A 21,517-nucleotide genomic window follows, 5' to 3' on the forward strand; every position below is an offset into this window, starting at 1 on the left:
AGGTTGTGATGAGAGAGATAGTGTGGGAATTCTCCCCTCATCCGCGCATGTATATGCATGGCATTACCTGAATACAATTTTGTTTTCACATATATTCCTGATTCCGACTCCTGAAAAATATTATATACAATTTTTTGTTCATTGATGGATAGACTTATGAATTCCACCGCACACATTCCCTTGTATGGAAATGTCCCAGGTTTCAGATGACCCAATCTCAGTTCTTTATGTAGATGATGAACCGGCGCTGTTGGAGATAGGGAAGATATACCTGGAACGAGCTGAAGGCATACGTGTCACAACAACGGAAACGCCTGAAGAGGCTATTCGGTTACTTGTGAGAGGTGAGTTTGATGCTATTGTCTCTGATTATCAGATGCCGGGAATGGATGGTATTTTATTTCTCAAGTACATCCGCAGAACATATGGGGATCTGCCCTTCCTGCTCTTCACCGGGAAGGGACGTGAGGAGATTGTCATAGAGGCACTCAACAATGGTGCCGACTATTATGTGGAGAAAGCCGGAGTCCCAGAGCCCCAGTTTGCCGATCTGGTGCACAAAATCCGCCTTGCCGTCTCACGCTGTCGCACAGAACAGGTTCTCCGCAGCACCTACAATAAACTTCAGTCCTCCTCTGAACAACTGGCGGTCTATTCTGAGGAACTGAACATCCGCGAAGAAGAACTATATGCGATGAAGGAGGCCCTCCGGGAGTCTGAACAGATGTATGAAGGAATATTTGCATACACTGGTTCTGCGACGGCGATCCTGGAAGAAGATATGACAATATCTCTTGCAAATCCTGCGTTTGCAGACATTTCCGGATATTCCCAAGAAGAGATTGAAGGCCGTATGAAATGGTCTTCCTTTGTCCACCCGGATGACCTCTCCCGTCTGCAGGAGTACCATCGGTCACGAAGATGTTCCCCGGGGAGTGCGCCGGAAAACTATGAATTTAAGTTTGTTGACTGTTTGGGAAATGTGCGTACAATTTATATGACAATTGGCCTCATTCCCGGAACCAGTCGGTCGGTCGCCTCCCATATTGACATCACCGAACTGAAAGAAATGCGGGATCGCCTGACACTCATTGGGAATATTCTGGATGATTCATTGAATGAGATTTATTTCTTTGATTCAAATACTCTCAGATTTACGCAGGCGAATCGTGGTGCCCGGGAGAACCTTGGATATTCAACAGAAGAACTCATGGCCCTCACCCCGGTTGATCTGAAACCGGAATGCACTGACGAATCTTTCCGGAAAGTTATTGCGCCCCTTCTTCTTGGAGAGAAAGATATCGTCAGTTTCACAACAATACACCGCCGTAAAGACGGCACAGAGTATCCGGTTGAGGTGCATGTTCATCTCTCCCATGTGGTTTCACCTCCGGTCTTTGTTGCAATGATCATCGATATAACCAGTCGCCAGAATTTAGAGGAGGAGACCCGTATCCTCCGGCACATGGTAGATGGTGCCCCATCTGCGATCACCATACATGACTATGACGGCCGGTTTATTTATGCAAACAGGAGCACACTCGAAATGCATGGTAACTCCCATGATGAATTTATTTCTCTCCGGCTGCAGGACATCGTTGTACCATCCTCTCCAACATGGTTTGAAGACAATTTCCTGGAAGTGAAAGAGAAGGGAGAGATCTCATTTGAGGGAGAGCGGCGTCGCAAAGATGGGACAATTTACCCGGTCTTTGTGCATCTTTCACAAGCAAGGTGGGGAGACAAGGCGGTGGTCCTGAGCATCGCAGAGGACACCACTGAGTCGAGGAAGATAGTAAATGCTCTTCGGGAGAGCAGAATACAGCTTGGATATGCCCTTGATGCTGCCAATGAAGGTATATGGGACTGGGATATCGCCAGAGAGAAGGCATATTTCAGCCCGCATTACCTCAAAATGCTTGGCTATGAACCAGATGAGTTTGCAATAACCTACGATGCCTGGTGGAATTATGTACATCCGGACGATCGCCCTGTTCTGGAATCCATCATTCAGGAGACTCTTTCCGTGCAAAAAGATTATGTCGGAGAATTCCGGATGCTCAAGAAGGACGGTTCATATCTCTGGGTTTTCGCCCGTGGACGGGTAATGGAGACAGACAGCGAGGGGCGACCGCTACGGATGGTGGGCACCCATACAGATATCAGCGAACGAAAACAGGTGGAAGAGGCCCTGCGGCTGGCAAACAGAAAGTTGCAGCTCTTGTCAGGAATCACCCGTCATGACATTCTGAACCAGGCGATGGCATTGAACGGATATATTTCTCTCTTAGAGGAGATGAACCCTGACCCGGCACTTGGGGATTATCTGCAGAAGATGCATCAGGCAGCACTCCTGATCGAGCAGACAATTGCCTTTACCCGTGAGTATGAGCGGATTGGCCAGAATGAACCGAAATGGATTTCTCTTCAGGCTGTGGCTGAAGATCTTGCGATGAATGCTGACCTGAGGGTTATGATTTCCTGTGAGGATGTTGAGGTGTTTGCAGATCCTCTTATCACTACCGTCTTCTCCAATTTGATAGATAATATCATCCGTCATGGTGGGGGGGCAACTGATGTCGTGGTTTCCTGCGCCCCCGCAGAATCAGGGAAGTTCACTATCGCATGGGAGGATAATGGTATAGGTGTTCCGAATGCCCTGAAAAAACGGATCTTTGATCGGGGATACGGCAACAATACTGGTCTGGGCCTTTTTTATGTTCGGGAAATTCTTTCGATTACCGGCATCACGATATGTGAGTGTGGAACAGAAGGTCGGGGTGCCCGTTTTGAACTGGTGGTACCTCCCGGTGGATGGCGGATGGACGGGAGACGGTAACTATTTGGTCCAATCATGCGATTTTGAAGTGAATTTTTCCTTATCTTATGGTCCAAAAGAGATTCCGGAAAAGCATCGGAAATCCGGTCTCTGATCATACCGGGACAGATCTGTGATAAAAATGACCCTGAAATAGTATTTACACCGTAACAGACTGAAGATGCCAGCCCGGCAGTTTTCTGCCCTCTTTTTTCATCAATTCCCTGCCTCTCCCGGGAATCGTATTTTCCACGTTGTCCCCTCATCATCCCGGTGTTCGGTTGTCCCCCTGAGTCGGTAGCGAACAATGTGCTCTGCAACTGACATGCTGATAGCCTCGTCTTCTTGCTCAACATTGGGGTGGGCATACTCGGGAAACCCGTCGTCTGCAACGACAAGAGTATACCAGCCATCTGCATCGGGACCTGTGAATGAAATTTCCAATTTTCCCTCTTCAACTCCTTCAAATGAGTAAAGGAGGGAATTTCGTATTATTTCTGCGAGAACAAAGGCACAGGGAACTGCACAGGTGGCAGGTAGTAATGTCTCACCGCATTTTACTGAAAACACAACCCATGTCTGTGTACAGTGGGTTAGACGGACAGATTTGGCAATCTTATCAAAGAGGAGCTGAGTATCTACACCGGTAGGGGTGCCTGACATATACATTATCCCATGGACAATCGCCATTACCTTTGTGAGTGTCAGCAGTTCACGCATGAAGTGAAGGGCATCTTCGTCTGCTGTCTGGGCCATTCGGATATCAAAAAGGCCAGCGATGACCCGGAGGTCATCTGCCACCCCGCGGTGCATACGTGACTCACTTTTGTTCAGTTCCCCTTCTGTTGCCCCCCGGTGTCCGTTCATAAGGGAAAATGTTCATTTCAGGATATAATATGCTTGTATGGCATTTCATTCATCTTCCGGGTGCAGGCGCCATGCGGTAGATGGCACTTCCATCTCGAAACAGGCCCCCTCCCTTTCTGTCCCGCATTCACGGATAGTGATGCCTGTGATGGCGAGGATCTCTGCCACCAGAAATAGTCCATATCCGGTATTTGACCCATATCCCTGTTGGAATATTTTGTCCTTTTTTTGTGTGGCAACTCCGTCCCCGTTGTCGGTGACAATAATATACCCGTTCTCTCCTGATATGCCTTTAAATGAGATTTCAATTGCTGATAGGTGTTCCCCCCCGTGCCTGATTGCATTTTCAAAAAGATTGTAAAATACTTTTTCAAGCATCGGGTCGGCGCATATCTCTGCACCACCTGTCTGCACGGTAAATTGCAGATATGGAGCGTGTATTGCTGAAAGGGCGTTGTCGACAACATCCGAGAGGGGTTGGAACCGGGGGTCTTCAAGACCCATAGACTCACAGTCGCGGGCAAAGGTAAGCTGGCGTTCAATTTTTTTGAGAGTTTCATTCATCCTTGTAAGATGGTCAGAGAGTTCAGGGCATTGTTTGGTGAGTTCTTCCAGAAGGTCACAGTACATCCCAAGGACTGCAAGCTGGTTGAGAACGTCATGGCGTGTGATGGTGGACAGAAGTGAGAGCTTTCGGTTTGCAGCCCTGAGACGTTTTTCCACTTCTGTTTTTTCCTTAAGTTCGGTGTCAAGGGCTATTTTCTGCGTTTGTATCTCTGTCAGATCATCTCCCAATCGTCTGACGAGAATACGAATTGAATCTTCAAGTCGGCCAAGTTCATACCCGTGTGTTCGGCGGATTTCATGTGCAAGATTCCCCTGGGCAATCTCATCTACATCTTCCGCAATCATCTCCACCGGGCGTCCCAGAGTATAGGCGACAATATAAGCAACCCCTGCAGCAAAGATCAGCCCGCATATAAGGATAAGAATATACTGGGAGAGGCTTTTTGCAAGTGAGGCACTGAGGTCTTCTGTGGAGTAGATCACTATTGCAGCATAGAGGGTTTCTGAAGGAGCGATTGTGCCATTGTCTGGGTCAATTAAGAAGATGTGGACCAGTCGTTCCTGATCCGGAAAGGTCTTTTCGATACCTTCCCCGGTTCGGAGCACCCGTGCTGTTGTGGTGGTGATTTCATCCGGGGAGAGGTAGGGCTGGCTGGCATACCAGTTTTCAATCTCTTTCGGGCTTTTTTCAACAAATACGCCATTTACATCAACCACCAGGACTGATGCAATTGCATTATCCGCTTCTTCAAGCTGGTATGTGACATCACCAAACGAGAAAAAAAGAGCCCTTGGATCAGCTAATTGTTCATTAAAGAGGCTGATTCCCAGGATATAGTGGTGATCTGATGTCGGAATGTATGCATACTTGCGGATAAGGGTCGGGTCCAGTACACTCCGTTCCCAGGGATCACCCACATACATGGTTCCTTTTCGGATAGTAGTGAGGCGTTCTGAAAAGGCGGGATATGATGAAATTTCCACCCCCATCTGACCTGCATCTGTTGTGTCTATGATCACATTCTCCTGATCAATGATGTAGAGGTGTACGTCATTGGAAAAATTTTCCTGAATGGTGGCACCAAGAAGGGGCAGATCCATGTTTGCCGGATCACTGCCTGCTGCTGCATATGCTGCCTCCATTTGGTTAAGAGCCTCGTTCATCGATGGGTCATAGATGGAACTGAGGACCATTGTTCCTTGCGAAACCAGTGTGACTGCCGTTATGATCGCTGTCTCGCTCTGCTCAATATTTTCAGAATATGACGTGATGAGACGTTCTTTTTCAGTGGTAAATCCATAGTAAGAGCATGTGCAGATAAGAAGTGTAAAGATGAGGAAAAATATCAGCATGATCTTTGTCCCGATGGAGAGGTTAATCATTTTTTTGACTGTTTTTTTCTCCATTCGTGCCTCATCTGATATACTATTAAAAAGTTTATCTTTGTGCGAAAATATTAATTTATTGAATCGGGTTTCCACAATTATAGTATATATATGTGTATATTGTGGCTTAAATAATGAATTGGGATTTTATGGGATGTATCCGCGCTGTACAGCATCCAATGGGATGGCACCACGGTGAACTGCAGTTGCAACCAGTGCCCCGTCATACCCTTCTTCAGAGACTGTTACACAATCCTTTTCAGATGCAAGACCTCCGCCGTAAAAGAGGGTGCCTTCGTACGCCGAGCGCATCTCCGCAAGGTAGGGTGGCAGTCCCTGTTCTGTCCCTACAGAGCCGAGGTTAATAATAATACAGACATCATAGTCCCAGGCATTTGCATTTCTCAAAAATGCTGCAGGTGATTCGCCTGTTGGGTAGATACGGTCGGCCTTTAGGTCAACGGTGAGGGCCCCCCCATGATATGCTCCGAGTTTGTTTCCGCCGGTTTCTGTGGAGATGACCGGGAAGATACCAGCCTGACGGTCTTCTTCACTCACCGTAAACGCACGATGCCCGCGGTTGACATAGCTTTTCTTCAGGATGTTGCAGCAGGCCCGGACACCTTCTTCATTGTCGTGGCCGGTCTGTTCAACACCGTCAAGGTCGGCCACATAGCCATAGACTGGTTTCATCGCCGCGGTATATGCAGCGGGCGTGGCATCCGGGACCAGTCCCCAGTCAAGGGGCCGGTAGCTCTCCCGGTTTCCGGATTGTCCCTGGACGACAAATCCTCCCATGATATCGATTGCAAGTAAAATGTCCATAAAAATTCTGTTAAAAAAAGGGGCCCATGGGGCAAAAAACTGTGCTTGTTCCGGATGGATTAGGGAGTTTCTGTCCCACTGCATTTTGCCTGCAATGACAACGAGGGTAAATCCGATGCAGAGCGCCAGAAGCACGGCGAATACAATCGGGACGATGAATTTGATGCCTTCTTTGCTTCTTCCTGTCTTTGCCTCAACACCCCGGAGGGAATTGGAATGGGACGAAATTTTTTCCATCAATCAGTTTCCCGAATTCGCCCAATTTATCACCAAATTCAACAATAGGCTCGTATTAAAATATAATTGTTAATTGTGAAAGTTTTCATGAATTGGCGATTGGCTCAGGTGCACGAAATAGTTCTGGTAAAAGAGAGTTTATAGAAATCCTCTCGATTATGAAAAGAGGTTTATTTTAAAAAAATTAAAAATCTATTTGAATTTAAAATTGGAATGATAAATCAGAAAGGTTATCTCCTCATTTTTAATAGTAAGATATAAGGGGCGGGGGACAGCCTGAAGAGTCAGCACACATTATCCAAAATAGTTTCACTGACCATTATCGTAGCGTTGGCTGTTGCTATTACTATATCTTGTGTCTTTTTGTATACCGTTGCCATTGAGAACATTGAAAAAACGTTTTATGAAAGTCAGCAGTCAGCAGAAAAACAAATTGCAGGCTCTTCGAATCTGATTGACCAGTGTAACCGTATACATGGAGCGACCTTCGACAGTCAGCTTGAAAAGGGTCTTACAGAGTTTCAGACTATATATATATCATCAGGGGGAGATCCGTCTGCAATCGATCTCTTTGTTCTGAAAGAGGAGATGGAGCAATATACCGCAGCAGAAGTGGATCTTTATATTATCAATGCGGAAGGCGTTATTGAATATGCCACCTATGAAGATGATATAGGGATTGATTTCAGCATCTATCCAAAATTTTTTGAAGAATTTACTAAAATACGTCAGGGAGATGTGTTTGTGCCGGATCGCAGTGGCAATGGGGTGGACAAGGCCCAGGTAATGCGGAAGTTTGCCTACCTGCCAACTCCTGATCACCAGTATGTCCTTGAGATGAGCCTGAACATGGAGGATTTGCCAGATGAGCAGCGTTTTTTCACCTATGGTGAGATCATTCCCGCTATCACTGATAGCCATCCGGTAGTGACTGGTATTCGCTTTTACACGTCATCTTTTACGCCCTTTGATGTGAACACCGAAGTTGAGGAGAACAATCCGGATGATGCAAAAAGTACCATCCTGCGTCAGGTGCGGGAGATGGGTGAACCGGTGATTGTTTCTGACCCGGAAAACCAGAGCGAAACACGTTACTTCGTCGTTGATATTGCTGATAACAGCTCTCCCATCAGTTCACTCCTGGATTTTTATGCAGAGGTGACCTACTCCACAAAGGCACGTGATGCAGCTGCTTTTCAGGCGCTCGTCACATACGGCATCATTCTGCTCCTTGGGCTTGGCATTGCCGCAATTTCAGGAATTGTTATCTCCCGTCGCATTGCCCGGCCGGTTACCGATATTGTTGATGACATCGATATCATTGCCTCCGGAGATCTTGACCATACGATACGGCCCGCACGAATTCCTGAACTCTCGCGAATTGCCGACAGCACTACGATTCTTGTCACAGAGCTGAAGGGAAAGATCGTTCAAATTAACCAGAAGAATCGTGAGCTTGTGATATCTGAGGGAGAAAAAACCCTGATATTAAATGCGGTCACTGAATCGGTATTCTTCCTTGATACCAGCTTTCATATTATCTGGGTGAATGCTGCAGGCAGGCGGAATATGTCTGCAGGGGACATAGATCCTGAGGGATGTATCTGCTACGCAGTCGTTCATGGCGAGCCGTCTGTTTGTAATAATTGTCCGATACCAGATGCTCTGGAGCGCCATCATCCTGTGCAGGGGACAGTCGAGACAGTGGATGGCCGAATCACTGAGGTTATCGCTAGTCCGGTACTGGATGAAAGCGGTTTTTGCACCGGCATTGTGGTAACAGCTCTTGATGTGAGTGACCGTGAAGCGGCAATAGTAGCTCTTCGAACGAGTGAAGGGCAGTACAGGGATCTCTTCAACGGCATGAAAACCGGATTTGCCCTGATTCATGAGGATGATAAGGGTGAAATCCGGTTCCTCACTGTTAACCCGGCTTTTGCAAGGATAACAGAGATCCGAACAGAGGACGCTGATAATAGGGTGATTGATGAGATTCTGCCCGGCAGAGGAGATACGGGGCAGGAGATACTCCAGCGTCTCCGAGAGAACCGTTCTGAAGAACCCATGGAGTTCCACTCAGAAAGATTGAATAAAGACCTGCGTATCATTGCTTTTTCCACCGCAAAGGAGAATGAGGCAGGCGTTCTCCTCGAGGATGTAACCAGCATGGTTGAACTCAGGCAACAGCAGCGTGAGACACTTGAACAGATTGAGCAGAATCTGGAGCATCTCGCCATTCTCAATGATGAGATCAGAAACCCCCTGATGGTGATCCTCGGGTATACGGAACTTGACGAGGGTGTCTATGCTGATAAGATATATCAACAGATTAGCACAATCAATGAACTAGTCCGGCGGCTGGATCAACGTTGGCTGGAATCAGAGAAGGTCCGCGAATTCCTGCGCAAACATCATGAATGGGACCCGGAACAAACCGATGAAAAGTCCTGATTTTTTTGGCATTCGATCAATTTTGTCCCATTTTTCTGAGAGACAAGCGTTTAGGAGACAATGGGATGAATGGTGAAAAAACGTGTGTATTTCTAATTTTAAAAGAATGCATCTGAATAAGTACCAACAACCGTTGTCTCCGGGAGTGTTCCGTTCACAAGAAGGGCATACGTCTCTTCCCCCACGGTGAGGGTGGTGGTATCAGTGCGTGTTGTCTCAACTCCCTTTGCAAGACGTCCGATCGGGAAGATGAGGTCCGCCTGTTGCCACTCAGGCGCGTCGGGCGGTGTCTTCAGGTAGACAGATATGACCGTATTGTCGCTTGCGGCCGTCCCGATGTTGGTCACGGTCAGGGTGACTGAGTAGGTGACGGTGAGGTTCTCAGGATCAGTTTCTACAACAGAGGTTGCTGTCCCGTAGCTGAGGGCCGGAGAGCCGGGTTCTCCAAATATTGCAAACAGAAACAGAAAACTGCCGATGATGATGAGGGGGATGTACCATTTCATCTGGCGATAGGTTAGGGGGCAGATGGATATCTCTGTTGTGGCACAGGACAACCCGGAACCTATGATTATTTATCTGCGTGGGTGTAAAAAGACTGAGAATACAGGTGCAAATTAGTGCCTGCATATCATAAAGGAGTAATTCCCTATGGCAACCAAAGTAAAATTAGAAACTACCAAGGGCGACATTATCATCGAACTCTATGATGACATGCCAATCACAGCAGGAAACTTCAAAAAACTCGTAGAGGACAAATTCTATGACGGAATTATCTTCCACCGTGTGATCCGCAATTTCATGATCCAGGGTGGTTGCCCGAAGGGCACCGGTACAGGTGGACCCGGCTATACCATCAAAGATGAGTTCGTCAAGGGTCATTCCAATGCCCGTGGCACCATCTCGATGGCAAATACTGGTCAGCCGAACAGTGGTGGTTCACAGTTTTTCATAAATCTGGTGAACAACAAATTCCTGGACTTTGATGACCGGTCAACCCCATCCAAACACCCAGTCTTTGGTGAAGTGGTGGAGGGCCTGGACGTTGTTGATGCCATTGCATTCTCCCGCATCGACAAGAACGACCGCCCGGTAGAGAAAATTGTCATCACAAAGGCAACAGTTCTCTAAATATCTTTTTTTTATTCGTCTCTTCTTCTGAATTCATATGCGAAAGCAAGTGCACAAATTCCTGTTGCAGCGAGTGCTGTCGCCATGCTGACAGGAGATGTGGTTGGCTCCGGTGGAATAATGAGTGTTGGGATTTCCTCTGGTGGAGTGGTTGCCATCGGGGTGGGTGCGGGTGTGGCAACAGACGGTGGTGTTTCCGGTGGAGCGGTGACGACAAAGGTCTGCATCAACACCGCAGAAGAGCCATAAGGGTAATCCGCTGATTTTGAAAGCTGAATTTTATACGTTGAAGGTAAAAAACCGGTGGTGTCAATAGTAAATCCCCAATTACCTCCCTCTGTTATCGTAAACGGGTAACGGCCCGCATCTTTCGGGGGGTAGTTTGGCACTTCGCGATAGAGCACTGCTTCGTCTGCGTATCCGGCAGGAATACTGCTTGTGCCGGTGATCGTTACCATCCCTCCCGGCATGGTTTCCGGGGGAGTCACGGTAAATGCTATGGTATAACCAGCGGCCGTCCCTGTGAGAAGGACGCAGCAGGCAACAACGATGTATATCTTGAGGAGTTTCATGTTTTACCCCCCTTTCTTCTCCATGCGCTTAAGTATACTGCACCGAGTGCTGCTCCAGGGAGAGCTGCAAGAGGTGCCGGGGTTGATTGTGCAGGTGTTTCAGTTGCTCCCGCGGGAGGTACCGGTGTCACCGTTGGTGCAGGTATTCCGGCGGGGGCGGGGATGACGGTCACCTCATCTGTTGTCAGAAGTCCCTTCTCATCGGAATACCGGACGTTGTAGGTGCCTGGTCCGGGCACTGAACAACTGAAGGCAAAGGAGCCATCTGCTGCTACCGGGACAGTGATGGTTCCACAGATATCACGGCCGGAATTGTCAGAAACTTCCAACAAGATATTCCCTCCTTCGGGTGAGTGGGCGACTCCTGAGATGGCCATGTTCCCCTGCCAGTACTGTGTCGCAGGGGTTGTCACCACACAACCCGGTGAGCGGTCAATCACCTCGACATATCGGAAGGTAACAGAGGATGACCCGAGAGGATAGTTGCTGTTTTTTCCCATTTCAAGTTTGTAGGAGGTTGCCATCCAGGTGTCTGTGTTAAAGGTGACCTCCCAGGAACCGTCCGGTTGAATGGTAAAAACCTGATAATCAACAGATACGGGCAAATTTCCCGGCATTGCCCGGTAAGCTATGATGGAGCCCTGTGCGCCTGGCGGAAATGTGCTGGTGCCTGTCACCGGGATGGGTTCTCCGGCGCTCACCCAGGACGGCGCTTCAAACGATATCAGGTATCCTGAGGCCGTCCCTGAGAGAGCACAGGCTGCAAGGATGACCAGAATAAATACAGAAATTCTCATGTCAGTCACCAGTTCTCATATATCTGAGAAAGGGGATGCCGGGAGATAATCCTTTCTTCCGGGGTTAGTTATGCCCAAAAGAGGACGACACCGGTGAATGTTGCACAGAAAAGGACGATCATCGATATGATAAGAATGTATTCCCCCCCGGTGAGTGCCTTTTTTTCCAGGTGTTCATAGGTATCTTTTCCATATCCCCGGCAGAGCATTGCGGTGTATGTGCGTTCACCCTGTTCATAACTACGCAGAAACATCGTTCCAATGGTGTAGGCGAGGATCTTTATCCGGTAGCGGTAAGGAAGGGCCCGCGAAAAGGCGCTGAAGTGGCGGACGGCAAGGGCATCGTTGATGTCTGCATACATCTCTGCGAAGACGAAGAGATAGCGGATCATCATCCCTAAAGAGAGGGCCATCACTGAAGGAAATCCCAGGCGTCGTGCTCCCTGCAGCAGGTCTTCCATGGGGGTCGTGGATGACAAGAGAATCACCCAGATGATACAGGCTGTGAATTTCAGGGCAAGAATGGAGGCAAATTCCACAGACTGTGCGTAAATAGAGATCCCGAACGGGAACGTTACTATTGGTGTGAATACGTCATAATACGGATTTTCAAAGAAAATCTGGAAGATAATGATGAACAGTCCGAACGGGAGGGTCATCAGGTAGCGCCAGAAAAAGACCCGTGGTGAAAGGTCGGTGAGGCTCCACCAGACGACAAAGAGGGCAAACCAACAGAGGGCGAGAGGATATACTGCGGTGGAGTAGGGCATGGCCACCATCGAGATAATAGCAGCAAATGTGATGATTATTTTTACCCGTGCATCCAGGCAGTGGACACGGCTTGTGCCCTGTGCGTCACGTTCTATGGTGGCGAGATGCTCAATCATGCCCGGTCCGCCAGCATCCGGAGGAGTTCCGCCTCCACATCGTGATAGGAGGAGCCTGCATCTATCCTGATACCGTTCTCTCTGAGTGAGCGCAGGAGGCGGGCCAGGATGGGGACGTCCAGACGTGCCCCACGAAGCAGGTCCTCACGCAGGAATATTTCATCCGGTGTTCCTTCTCCCGCGATCATGCCGTCCTGCATCACATAGACGTAGTCCGCAATCTCGGGAACCAGGTCAACCTGATGGGTGGAGAAGATGACTGTCATCCCGTAGGTATCGGGGAGGGTTCGGAGAAACCCGGTAAGTTCCCGGACACCCTGGGGGTCAAGACCGGAAGAGGGCTCGTCCAGCACAAGTACCTGCGGCTCCATTGCAAGAACGCCTGCTATAGCAACCCGTTTCTTCTCCCCCCCGGAGAGTTTGTGGGGGGTGCGTTTGCGCAGATGTTCAGCATCCATCAGGCGAAGGGCTTCATCGACGCGGTGTGTTACCGTCTCCTCATCGAGGCCCAGGTTTACCGGGCCGAATGCCACATCCTGTTCCACGGTGGGAGAGAATATCTGGTCATCGGGGTTCTGGAACACCATACCCACGGTCTTTCGTACCTCTCTGATATTTTTCTTAGTCACCGGTTCTCCGTGCACGAGCACCTGTCCGGAGGTGGGTGTAAGGATTCCACAGAAATGACTAAAAAGAGTGCTTTTCCCTGCCCCGTTTGAGCCGAGAACGGCGATACGTGCATGCCGGTGGATATGCATATTAACCGACCGCAGGGCATCGATCTCTCCTGGGTAGGAGTAGGTGAGGTCTCGTGTCTCAATGATGTGCATGGATAAATACCGTAGAGAAGTCTCTGCAGGGATGGGTAATATAATTTTCATATTGTGTATGAAAAAATAGTTATCCTGTTCCCACTGGTATGTCGGGGGCGGGGGGAGGGAATAATTTCCCCGCCCTGGGGATGGGATAGCGAGGATTTTGGGGGTAATTTTTGGTTACGTGTGTCTGGTGTGGGGTTGTTCAGTTCTTTTTTGCAGCAATGATACGGGTGGCACCAAATGCCAGTCCGAAGATGATGACGATGCCTGCAAAAATGGCGAAGAGCTCTCCCGCTTTTCCTCCTTCTTCACCCATGGAGTAGTCAGGCAGGGGGGCCTCGTATTCGACAGCATCGCTTACGCCGACTGCTTCAGGGTCGCCGTCTTCGGGGGAATCGCCAGTGAGGGTCTTATCACCCTGCACATAGAGTGCGGTAGATTCCAGGCCGTCCGGGTCACCGGATGCAAAAAAGACTGCAATGCCACCGATGATAATTGCAATCACAAGGCCGCCGATGAGAAACTGGGTATTCGAGATATTCATGTTGTAGCCTCCACGGTGGCATTTTCTGCCATCATATCGGGCCGTGCAGTTGATATGAAGTAGATTGCAGCCGCAGTGATGATACCTTCAATAATCCCGATTGCTGCATGATAGGTACCCATTGCAATAAGGCCCGGTACAAGCGGGAATGTCCCTGCGATGGCCATTTCAACAGCTGCGGCTAAAGCTGCAATAAAACAGGCAAGCCATGCTGCAACGCCTGCGGATGCATAACGGTTCAACCCGACTCTTTTTAGGGTCTGAAATCCATAAAAACCAACAAATCCGCCGATAACGCCCATATTGAGTATATTGACGCCCATGGTGGTAATGCCACCGTCTCCAAAGATGATGCCCTGGATGATGAGAACCAGTGTCAGGATGAAGACTGCCGCATATGGTGATCCGAGCACAATGGCTGCAAGTGCACCGCCGACGAGATGGCCGGACGTCCCCATGGCAACTGGTAGGTTAAATGCCTGAATGGCAAATATTCCTGCCGCGAGCACCGCCACGAGCGGGATTTTATCTTCAGACAATTCATGTTTTGCCCATTTCAGTGCCAGAGCAATAAAGACAAGTGCCACTATCCAATAGATGGCACTTTGCCAGAGTGGGAGAAATGCGTCAGGTATATGCATGGTGATCTAATGAGTAGTATTACGTTTCTACATATAAGTATTACTAATTCATTCGAATGCACCTTTTTTAGTACATATTCAGAATGGTATTTTTCTCTGCATGATGGATGAGGAGCAAAAGAAGGGGTTATCTTTCATTTACTCCAGATAGATTATCCAGAAGATTCATGAACCCACTATACAATGAACTGGAGGATTCCCTGGGATATAGATTCGGGGATCGTGCCCTTCTTGGCCGTGCCATGACCCGGTTTGCGGCTGCAAAAGAAGAAGGGCAGGGCGATGACCATTCGATGGACGCTCTCGCTACCCTCGGTGACGCGGTCATCGACGTAGTGGTGCTGGAACATCTTATTGCGGGGGGGATGGAGAGCAAGGGTGAGCTCTCTTTAACCAAGATGAATATGGTCAACATGACGGTTCTCCGCCGTTTGGCTGAATCCATTAGTCTAGATCAGTATGTGACGTGGGGAAAAGGTGAGTCCGGACAGGAGATCTGGCGGTCCGGGCGGGTGCTTGCAGAGTGTATGGAGGCGGTCTGTGGGGCTGCGTACCTTGACGGTGGAACAGAGGCCGTTCGCAAAATACTCATACATCTTGCCTTCTTCCTGTAAGCGCATATGTATATGCCTCTTTTGTAGTGGCTTTCATATAATTCATTTAAAAATTTGTAAATTTATACTTAAATTTTAAATACTTATTTTGGTGTTTTGATTTGCCCTGAGAAGATTCAGGTTTAAGGTATTATATACTGATATATGATCATTTTGTACTGGGAAGGGGATGAATGAAGGGAGCCTGTTTCCCAAACCAAAATTGAATGCTGGATGGTAATATTTCAGAACACACATGTCAGCCCCCCAGGGCATCCGCATGAAGTATAGCCGGTTAGTTAAAGGCTGGTTTCTGAATGCAAAATGTGATGTGCAGAACCGTTTGGCAAATTGGGCAGAGATATGCTGCACATATGCCGGCGTTTCCCTCCTCCTGATGACACACACGGCCCCTCTGTCCGGATGACGTGAGCAGATGGGATCAGACATGCCCCTGTCATCAATGGTATTTCGCTGAATGATCCACGGGCGATATAGTAATTCCATCTCCTTTCTGTCCCGGCCTGGATCAGAAGATGGGTTTACCCCGACCCTTCCGTCCTTTTGAGATGCATTATGCCACCACAGGCGTGATGGTGCCACCTGTTTCATTTTTTCTTCATTTTCCTTTCAGGATTGACTGTTCTGAATAATCGTCACCCCTCCTGACTTCCGGTTTATCCCAACGAATTTCAGGAAAACACTGGTGGAGGGGAGATCTAAAAAAAGACGGAGTGTGGGTTTATGACTCCTCGCTTCTGTTCACCGGGTGTTTCGGCACCGGACGAGAAGAATGGCTGCAAGACCTGCTGCTGGGAAGAAGAAAGGAGCCGGGCTTTCGGTTGGCACCGGTGTCGCCTCCCCGCTCGGGGCAAGTGGCAGAGAGAGTGTAGCTGTTTTGCCTGCAGTGACCGTTACTGTTGCCTCAGCAGATGTATATCCCGCAAGCCTGGTGTAGATGACGTGTGTACCGGCGGGAATCCCTGTGATAGTGGCAGGTGTCATACGGCCTGAGATACTCCCATCAATGGATATCTCTGCACCTGGTGGGCTGGTGCTCACAGAAAGTTTTCCGGTTCCCCCGGACATGGTGGGAGTGGTGGAGGTGGTACTGCCTGCACCTTCCTCCATGTCAGCATTGATGGTCACAGTCTGTCCTTCTGAGAGTGATACTGTCTCTTCGTAATTGTCATATCCGCTGAGTCGGAGAAGAATGGTATGCTGCCCGGTTGCAAGATCTGTGATGGGGAAATATCCGTTTTCCATCGTCTCCCCCTGGTAGATGTTATTGAGGTATATCGTGGCGCCCGCAGGAATTGATCTGATGCTGATTTCATTTTCGGGAGTAACAGAGCGGAGGGCAGCATAGACATACCGGGCGCCACCGCCGGTCATGTCAATTGTTTCACGCCAATTATAATAGCCGTTTTTTGTGATGGCTATCTGGTGTTCTCTGGGTTCAATATCGGTTGCCGTATGGGGTGTTGTGCCAATGATAGTCCCGTCGAGTTCAACAAATGCACCGGAAGGTTCCGAGGTAAAAGAGATATCACCGGTGCCGGCCAGATTGAGGGTGACCGTCCGGTATTCACTGCCAGTGATGGTTACTGTTTTTGTTACACTTTCAGCACCTGGCATCTCAGCGATGACGGTGTATGTGCCCGGGCGAATTCCATTGACGGTCACGGGGGCGGTTCCCTGATAGATGCCGTTGATATATACCGAGGCGCCTGAAGGAGTGGTCTGCACTGCAAGCGTACCGGTTGTGGTGCCGCTGTCCGCTGCAAGGGTAAAGTAGAGGTCAGTGGACGCCCCGTCAGGGATATACGGCAGATCCTGTGAGACGGTATAATATCCTGCCTTTCGGATTTCAACTGTCTGGTATTGTGTTCCTGTGGTGGAGACAGTTGCGGTCAGAACCCCTCCATATGTCTGGCCACGATAGTCGTTGTCAAAATACACCTCTGCATAATCTACGTTGGTATGGATGCGGTACTGTGCCAGTCCTGCTGCAGCGGGGCAGAGGAGGAGGGCACCTGCGATGAGGATCAAAATGCCGATACAGCAGAGACGCCGGTATGCACGACCTGTCATATCTGAATATTCAGTGGATGGTGTGATATAGCTGACTGGTATGGATTAAAAGTCTCCCGGGATGTGGCATTTGGCATGAGAACGGGCGATACTATATTTTAATCTCAGGAAAAACATTCTTGAGGTGATTATACGATATATCCTGACCTCGGCGATGACGAAAAACTGGTGACGACCTCACCTTCTGTCAGGGTCAAATCTCATTTTTTTGATCTTTTTCTTACACAAAAGCGTATCATTCTGACACAGCCTGATTATCCGGATGCACCACAGGTGGATATTGTATTCAGTACGGTGCTGAAATTTTCCCGCAGTGAGACAGGGGAGGGCGACCCGTCTCTATCTCTTACCATCACGGCAGGTGGGAATGAACGGACGATGGTTCTTGCGTTTGACGGAGGTGGTGGGTTTAAACCGGTTGATGAACGGGACCGGGTAGCAGAACTGGTAGGTGGTTTCGTAGCAGAAATGGCTACCCCTTCTCCCGCTGTTCCTGCACCGTTTGTACCGGATATGGCAGATGGTGGGCCTTCTCCACCGGGAGTGACAGATGGCGACGTTCCATCCGCACCGGATCTGGTGGATAATGAAGTCCCATCTCTGATAAACCCGGCAGAAAGTGAGGAATCTTCTTTGGCACCTCCTGTTTCTGTTCCGCAGGAGTCTGCCCAAAAGAATATGCCTGCACCGGAAATCCCCCCTGCAAAGCCCTTATCTCCCCCAATATCCGGGTTGAAAGCGGACCATATCATTGTGAAAGGTCATGAGTTCACTGCCTCCCTGACGCCGGAGACAATTACCCTCATCCGCCATGAGAATCCGGAGGCCTCTCCGCTCACGGTGAAACGGAGAGATATTTCCGATGTCTTTCAAAAAGAATCCGCGGGGGGCGACCCCTCTTTACATATCCGTGTGCGGTCTGCAACCGGCAGTGAGCGGACGATGGTGTTGGTCTTTTCTGAGTGGTACTCCGGGGGCCGGGCATCGGAACGCGACGAGTGGGCTGTGGCTCTGGCAGAAACGGCCACCGCTGGACCGGTGGTGCATGCCACCCGCCCGACCCGACATGATCATGGCAAAAGAGATGCTTCTTCCTCTCCGCCCCGGTCCCGATCACCTGTTGGTGAACCGGTTTCCGGTGGGGTTATATTCTGTACTGAATGCGGTGCACCGCTCAAAGCTAACCCTCGTTTCTGTCCGAACTGCGGAACACCATCCGTAAGTGGGACAGAATTGGGAATGAGCCATGGTGGCATCCGTGATCTGCCTTTTGATACTGCAGTGGAAGACGAGGGCTTGGCAACAAAACGTAAAACGAAGCAAAAACGCGAAAAGCCGGAACGGGCACCCCGGAAGCCACGTTCACAGCGGAAGGCATCATTTCGATTCCGCAGTCAGGAAACGGGTCTCTCTGAAGTCCCGTTCATTGAGAAGTTCATTGGGTTTCATGCAGCACCGGATGACGCATTCCGGTATACCAAAAACGACAGTTTCGGGCAGGCAATAATCTATCTTGCAGCTGTCTTCGCCGTCTTTGCAGCCGTTACCTCGATTATTCTTTACCTCTTTGCAGGCTCCCTTGATGCCGCAGAGTATCCACAGATGGGGGCTCTGGGCGCTGATATCGTTGGGGCGATTCTCCTTATCCCCAGACTTGTCATCCTCGGCATTGTGGGTATCCTCATCTGGTCCGTTGTCATGCACATTCTGCTGCGCATTCTTGGCCAGAGTGATGACGTGACAGAAACTTTCCGTACCTGTGCCTATGCAGCAACGCCGTTTGGCACCGTAGGACTCATTCCCTTCTTCGGCCCGCCCCTCGCGGCTCTCTGGATGCTCTTCCTGCAGTACAAAGGGCTTGTTGCAGCAGATGACGTGGAGAACCGGTTTGCGATGCTTGCAGTTGCCGTCCCGGTTATTCTCTTTGTCGCGATATTCTATATTTTCCTCTCAGCAGGAGGTTCACAGTAATGAAAATACCAAATATTCCCCTTCCGGAAAGGAATTCGAAATGTACGGATGGCACGATGTCACGCCTTTTGGGTGGGCTTCTGATTGTAATCTTCATCTGTGCCTTTGCTGTCCCGGGGGTGAGTGCGGATGAAACTCTGTCGGCAACTATTACTGTTTCTTCAACCACACCGATGGTGGGTGATGAGGTTACCTTCTCCGGTTCGTCCACTGCGTCTAATATTACCAGTTGGGCATGGGATTTTGATGACGGAAATTCGGAAACTGGCCAAAGCCAAACCCACACCTATGAGGATGAAGGGTCGTTCACAGTGACGCTTACAGTATCCGATGCGGCGGGTGCAACCGGTACTACCACAGAATCAATTACCGTAGCAGAAGTGACCGTCCCACCGGTAGCCTCATTCACCTTTTTGCCGGCAAGTCCGAAGGTGGGGGATTCCGTCACCTTTACTGACACGTCGACGGGTGATGTTGCCGATTGGACCTGGGACTTTGGGGATGATACGACGAGTAATGAACAGAGTCCATCCCATCAGTACTCCACTGCTCAATCCTACACTGTCACCCTGACTGTTTCAGATGGTGAGAGTCAGACAAACTCTGCTACCCAGTCGTTCATTGTTGCAGCAGCGGCGGCAGTCCCGGTCGCTTCGTTCGATTATAGTCCGACAACACCCGCACCTGGAGAACAGGTCACTTTTACGGATCAGTCGTCAAACAGCCCGACGTTATGGAACTGGTATTTTGATGACGGAGGGACGAGCATTGAACAGAATCCTCTCCATACGTTTACTAGCGAGGGCACCTATACAGTCAGCCTGTCTGCTACAAATGTCGGGGGCACATCGAATACCTATACGTCGATAATTACCGTTAGCGATCAGAGTCTGGATGCAGATTTCGATTATTCTCCGTCAAGCCCTGACGCAGGTGAATCAATCACCTTCACTGACGAATCAGATGGGGAGCCGACCAGTTGGGACTGGGACTTTGACGATGGTGTTACCTCAATCGCCCAGACCCCCACTCATTCCTATAGCTCAGATGGTGAGTATGATGTGACACTTACCATTGAAGATGACGATGGAGACTCCGATGATGTCACCATAACAATTACCGTCGGGGAAGGCACTACAACCTTAACCGGTGAAAAACCGGACGCTGCCTTCACCTGGACGCCCACAAGTCCGGTTGTGGGGAGTCCCGTCTCCTTCACTGATACCTCGACAGGTGATGGTATTTCTGAGTGGAAGTGGGAATTTGAGGACCCGATGGACTTCACCGGAAACCGTGAGAGCACGCTTCGGAATCCTCAGCATACCTACCAGAATGCAGGTAGTTACGATGTGACATTGTTCGTCAAAAATAGCGGTGGGAGTGACATAATTTTAAAGACGATCACCGTCGGAACGGTTCGGCTCAATGCCAAATTCAGTGCCAGCCCGTCAAGTGGCACCGCACCGCTTACGGTGCGGTTTGTGGACTCTTCCACAGGTGTGGGAATTGAGTCTTGGCAATGGGACTTTGGCAACGGTCAGACCTATGATGGGGAATCGCCATCCAATATTGTCTACTCTTCTTCCGGAAGTTACACTGCATCCCTTGAAGTCACAGATGAGAACGGTGACACCGATGAGTACACGACAACAATTACTGTCAAATCGCCAGCGGTTGCAACAGTGGCACAGACTGCCGCACCGACAGCAACCCCGGTGCCTGTTGCAGAGGAAAGTGGGCTAATCGACGGAGAATACCGGCAGATGACCGGTCTCTATAACGAATATATCAGAATTATCTTCGGATTTTTGGGTGTCGACGATGAACCTGATTTCCTCATCATTGCGGTTGACAACAGTCAGAGCTGATTTTATTTCTCTCTTTTTTTTGGCTCTCTGGAAGTAATGCCGGAATAAAATAACTACAGAGAATGAGCGGGAGGCCATCAATACCAGACTGTCCTTTTCGCAACACAGGCAGGTTCCACATAATATACAGCATCCCGTTTGCCTGGTTCCGGCGGGGTGCTCGTGGTGAAGGGGTCTTTGCACAATTTTTCCGGTCCCGATGTTTTCACCCTTTACACCCGGTTTGCACCAGCAAAGTGTAAACAAAGAGGCTCAAAATAAATCCCATATTGGTGCGTATTCTTCTAAATACGTATAGTATAGAGAGAAGTGTACAGGGAGTAAGGGACGTTTACATGCATCCGGGAGAACACATACAGCATGTCTGATTATTTTGCAGTGATGCGGGTCTGTGTCTCTGTGAATCCGGTGCGAGTGCAAATGAAAAGATGAATCATACATGCACGCCAG

General features: G+C 49.4%; 17 protein-coding genes. 6 read left to right on the forward strand and 11 right to left on the reverse strand.

The features are described from left to right. The first annotated feature begins 184 nt into the window (after positions 1 to 184). Positions 185 to 2,839: a hybrid sensor histidine kinase/response regulator gene (locus L0665_RS07140; protein WP_274925007.1), complete on the forward strand. Its 2,655-nt coding sequence runs from the start codon at positions 185 to 187 to the stop codon at positions 2,837 to 2,839. Between the two features lie 195 nt (positions 2,840 to 3,034). On the opposite strand, the gene L0665_RS07145 is transcribed toward L0665_RS07140, so the two are convergent. The 3 genes from L0665_RS07145 to L0665_RS07155 form a co-directional block, all read right to left on the reverse strand. Then, on the reverse strand, positions 3,035 to 3,685 hold the full coding sequence (locus L0665_RS07145) for a histidine kinase dimerization/phosphoacceptor domain -containing protein (protein WP_274925008.1): 651 nt from the start codon (positions 3,683 to 3,685) through the stop codon (positions 3,035 to 3,037). A 45-nt stretch (positions 3,686 to 3,730) separates the two neighbouring features. Beyond that, the gene (locus tag L0665_RS07150) at positions 3,731 to 5,659 is read right to left on the reverse strand and encodes a sensor histidine kinase (protein ID WP_274925009.1); all 1,929 of its coding nucleotides are present in this window, start codon (positions 5,657 to 5,659) and stop codon (positions 3,731 to 3,733) included. A 126-nt stretch (positions 5,660 to 5,785) separates the two neighbouring features. Further along, a complete protein-coding gene (locus L0665_RS07155) occupies positions 5,786 to 6,700 on the reverse strand; it encodes a HisA/HisF-related TIM barrel protein (RefSeq protein WP_274925010.1) in 915 nt (304 codons plus the stop codon). 363 nt (positions 6,701 to 7,063) lie between these two features. Between L0665_RS07155 and L0665_RS07160 the strand changes: the two genes are divergently transcribed. Further along, a complete protein-coding gene (locus L0665_RS07160) occupies positions 7,064 to 9,151 on the forward strand; it encodes a PAS domain-containing protein (protein ID WP_274925011.1) in 2,088 nt (695 codons plus the stop codon). A gap of 98 nt (positions 9,152 to 9,249) precedes the next feature. Here L0665_RS07160 and L0665_RS07165 read toward each other — a convergent pair whose 3' ends face one another. Then, a complete protein-coding gene (locus L0665_RS07165) occupies positions 9,250 to 9,657 on the reverse strand; it encodes a hypothetical protein (protein WP_274925012.1) in 408 nt (135 codons plus the stop codon). A gap of 145 nt (positions 9,658 to 9,802) precedes the next feature. Here L0665_RS07165 and L0665_RS07170 point away from each other — a divergent pair, with 145 nt between their 5' ends. Further along, positions 9,803 to 10,282: a peptidylprolyl isomerase gene (locus tag L0665_RS07170; RefSeq protein WP_274925013.1), complete on the forward strand. Its 480-nt coding sequence runs from the start codon at positions 9,803 to 9,805 to the stop codon at positions 10,280 to 10,282. An 11-nt stretch (positions 10,283 to 10,293) separates the two neighbouring features. Here the strand turns inward: L0665_RS07170 and L0665_RS07175 are convergent, their stop codons facing one another. The 6 genes from L0665_RS07175 to cbiM form a co-directional block, all read right to left on the reverse strand. Continuing rightward, positions 10,294 to 10,854, reverse strand: a complete 561-nt coding sequence (locus L0665_RS07175; protein ID WP_274925014.1) for a hypothetical protein — start codon at positions 10,852 to 10,854, stop codon at positions 10,294 to 10,296. Next, on the reverse strand, positions 10,851 to 11,651 hold the full coding sequence (locus L0665_RS07180; protein ID WP_274925015.1) for a hypothetical protein: 801 nt from the start codon (positions 11,649 to 11,651) through the stop codon (positions 10,851 to 10,853). The genes L0665_RS07175 and L0665_RS07180 overlap by 4 nt, the downstream gene beginning before the upstream one ends. 68 nt (positions 11,652 to 11,719) lie before the next feature. Further along, complete coding sequence (gene cbiQ, locus L0665_RS07185) at positions 11,720 to 12,538, reverse strand: cobalt ECF transporter T component CbiQ (protein WP_274925016.1); 819 nt, start codon at positions 12,536 to 12,538, stop codon at positions 11,720 to 11,722. After that, complete coding sequence (locus tag L0665_RS07190) at positions 12,535 to 13,368, reverse strand: ATP-binding cassette domain-containing protein (protein WP_274925735.1); 834 nt, start codon at positions 13,366 to 13,368, stop codon at positions 12,535 to 12,537. The genes cbiQ and L0665_RS07190 overlap by 4 nt, the downstream gene beginning before the upstream one ends. Positions 13,369 to 13,558: 190 nt before the next feature. Beyond that, a complete protein-coding gene (locus L0665_RS07195) occupies positions 13,559 to 13,900 on the reverse strand; it encodes a PDGLE domain-containing protein (RefSeq protein WP_274925017.1) in 342 nt (113 codons plus the stop codon). Continuing rightward, positions 13,897 to 14,541: a cobalt transporter CbiM gene (gene cbiM / locus L0665_RS07200; protein WP_274925018.1), complete on the reverse strand. Its 645-nt coding sequence runs from the start codon at positions 14,539 to 14,541 to the stop codon at positions 13,897 to 13,899. Before cbiM ends, L0665_RS07195 begins: the two co-directional genes overlap by 4 nt. 167 nt (positions 14,542 to 14,708) lie before the next feature. On the opposite strand from cbiM, the gene L0665_RS07205 reads away from it, so the two are divergent. Continuing rightward, positions 14,709 to 15,155 carry a ribonuclease III domain-containing protein gene (locus L0665_RS07205; protein ID WP_274925019.1) on the forward strand — a complete coding sequence of 149 codons (447 nt, stop codon included), beginning with the start codon at positions 14,709 to 14,711 and terminating at the stop codon, positions 15,153 to 15,155. Positions 15,156 to 15,896: 741 nt separating this feature from the next. On the opposite strand, the gene L0665_RS07210 is transcribed toward L0665_RS07205, so the two are convergent. Further along, the gene (locus L0665_RS07210) at positions 15,897 to 17,228 is read right to left on the reverse strand and encodes a PEGA domain-containing protein (RefSeq protein WP_274925020.1); all 1,332 of its coding nucleotides are present in this window, start codon (positions 17,226 to 17,228) and stop codon (positions 15,897 to 15,899) included. Between the two features lie 168 nt (positions 17,229 to 17,396). On the opposite strand from L0665_RS07210, the gene L0665_RS07215 reads away from it, so the two are divergent. Together L0665_RS07215 and L0665_RS07220 are read left to right on the forward strand one after the other, a co-directional pair. Beyond that, complete coding sequence (locus L0665_RS07215; RefSeq protein ID WP_274925021.1) at positions 17,397 to 19,199, forward strand: YIP1 family protein; 1,803 nt, start codon at positions 17,397 to 17,399, stop codon at positions 19,197 to 19,199. Then, positions 19,199 to 21,067, forward strand: coding sequence for a PKD domain-containing protein (locus L0665_RS07220; protein ID WP_274925022.1), 1,869 nt, complete (start codon positions 19,199 to 19,201; stop codon positions 21,065 to 21,067). The genes L0665_RS07215 and L0665_RS07220 overlap by 1 nt, the downstream gene beginning before the upstream one ends. Positions 21,068 to 21,517 lie beyond the last annotated feature (450 nt).

It is taken from the genome of Methanogenium marinum, assembly GCF_028912405.1.
GTDB lineage: Archaea > Halobacteriota > Methanomicrobia > Methanomicrobiales > Methanomicrobiaceae > Methanogenium > Methanogenium marinum.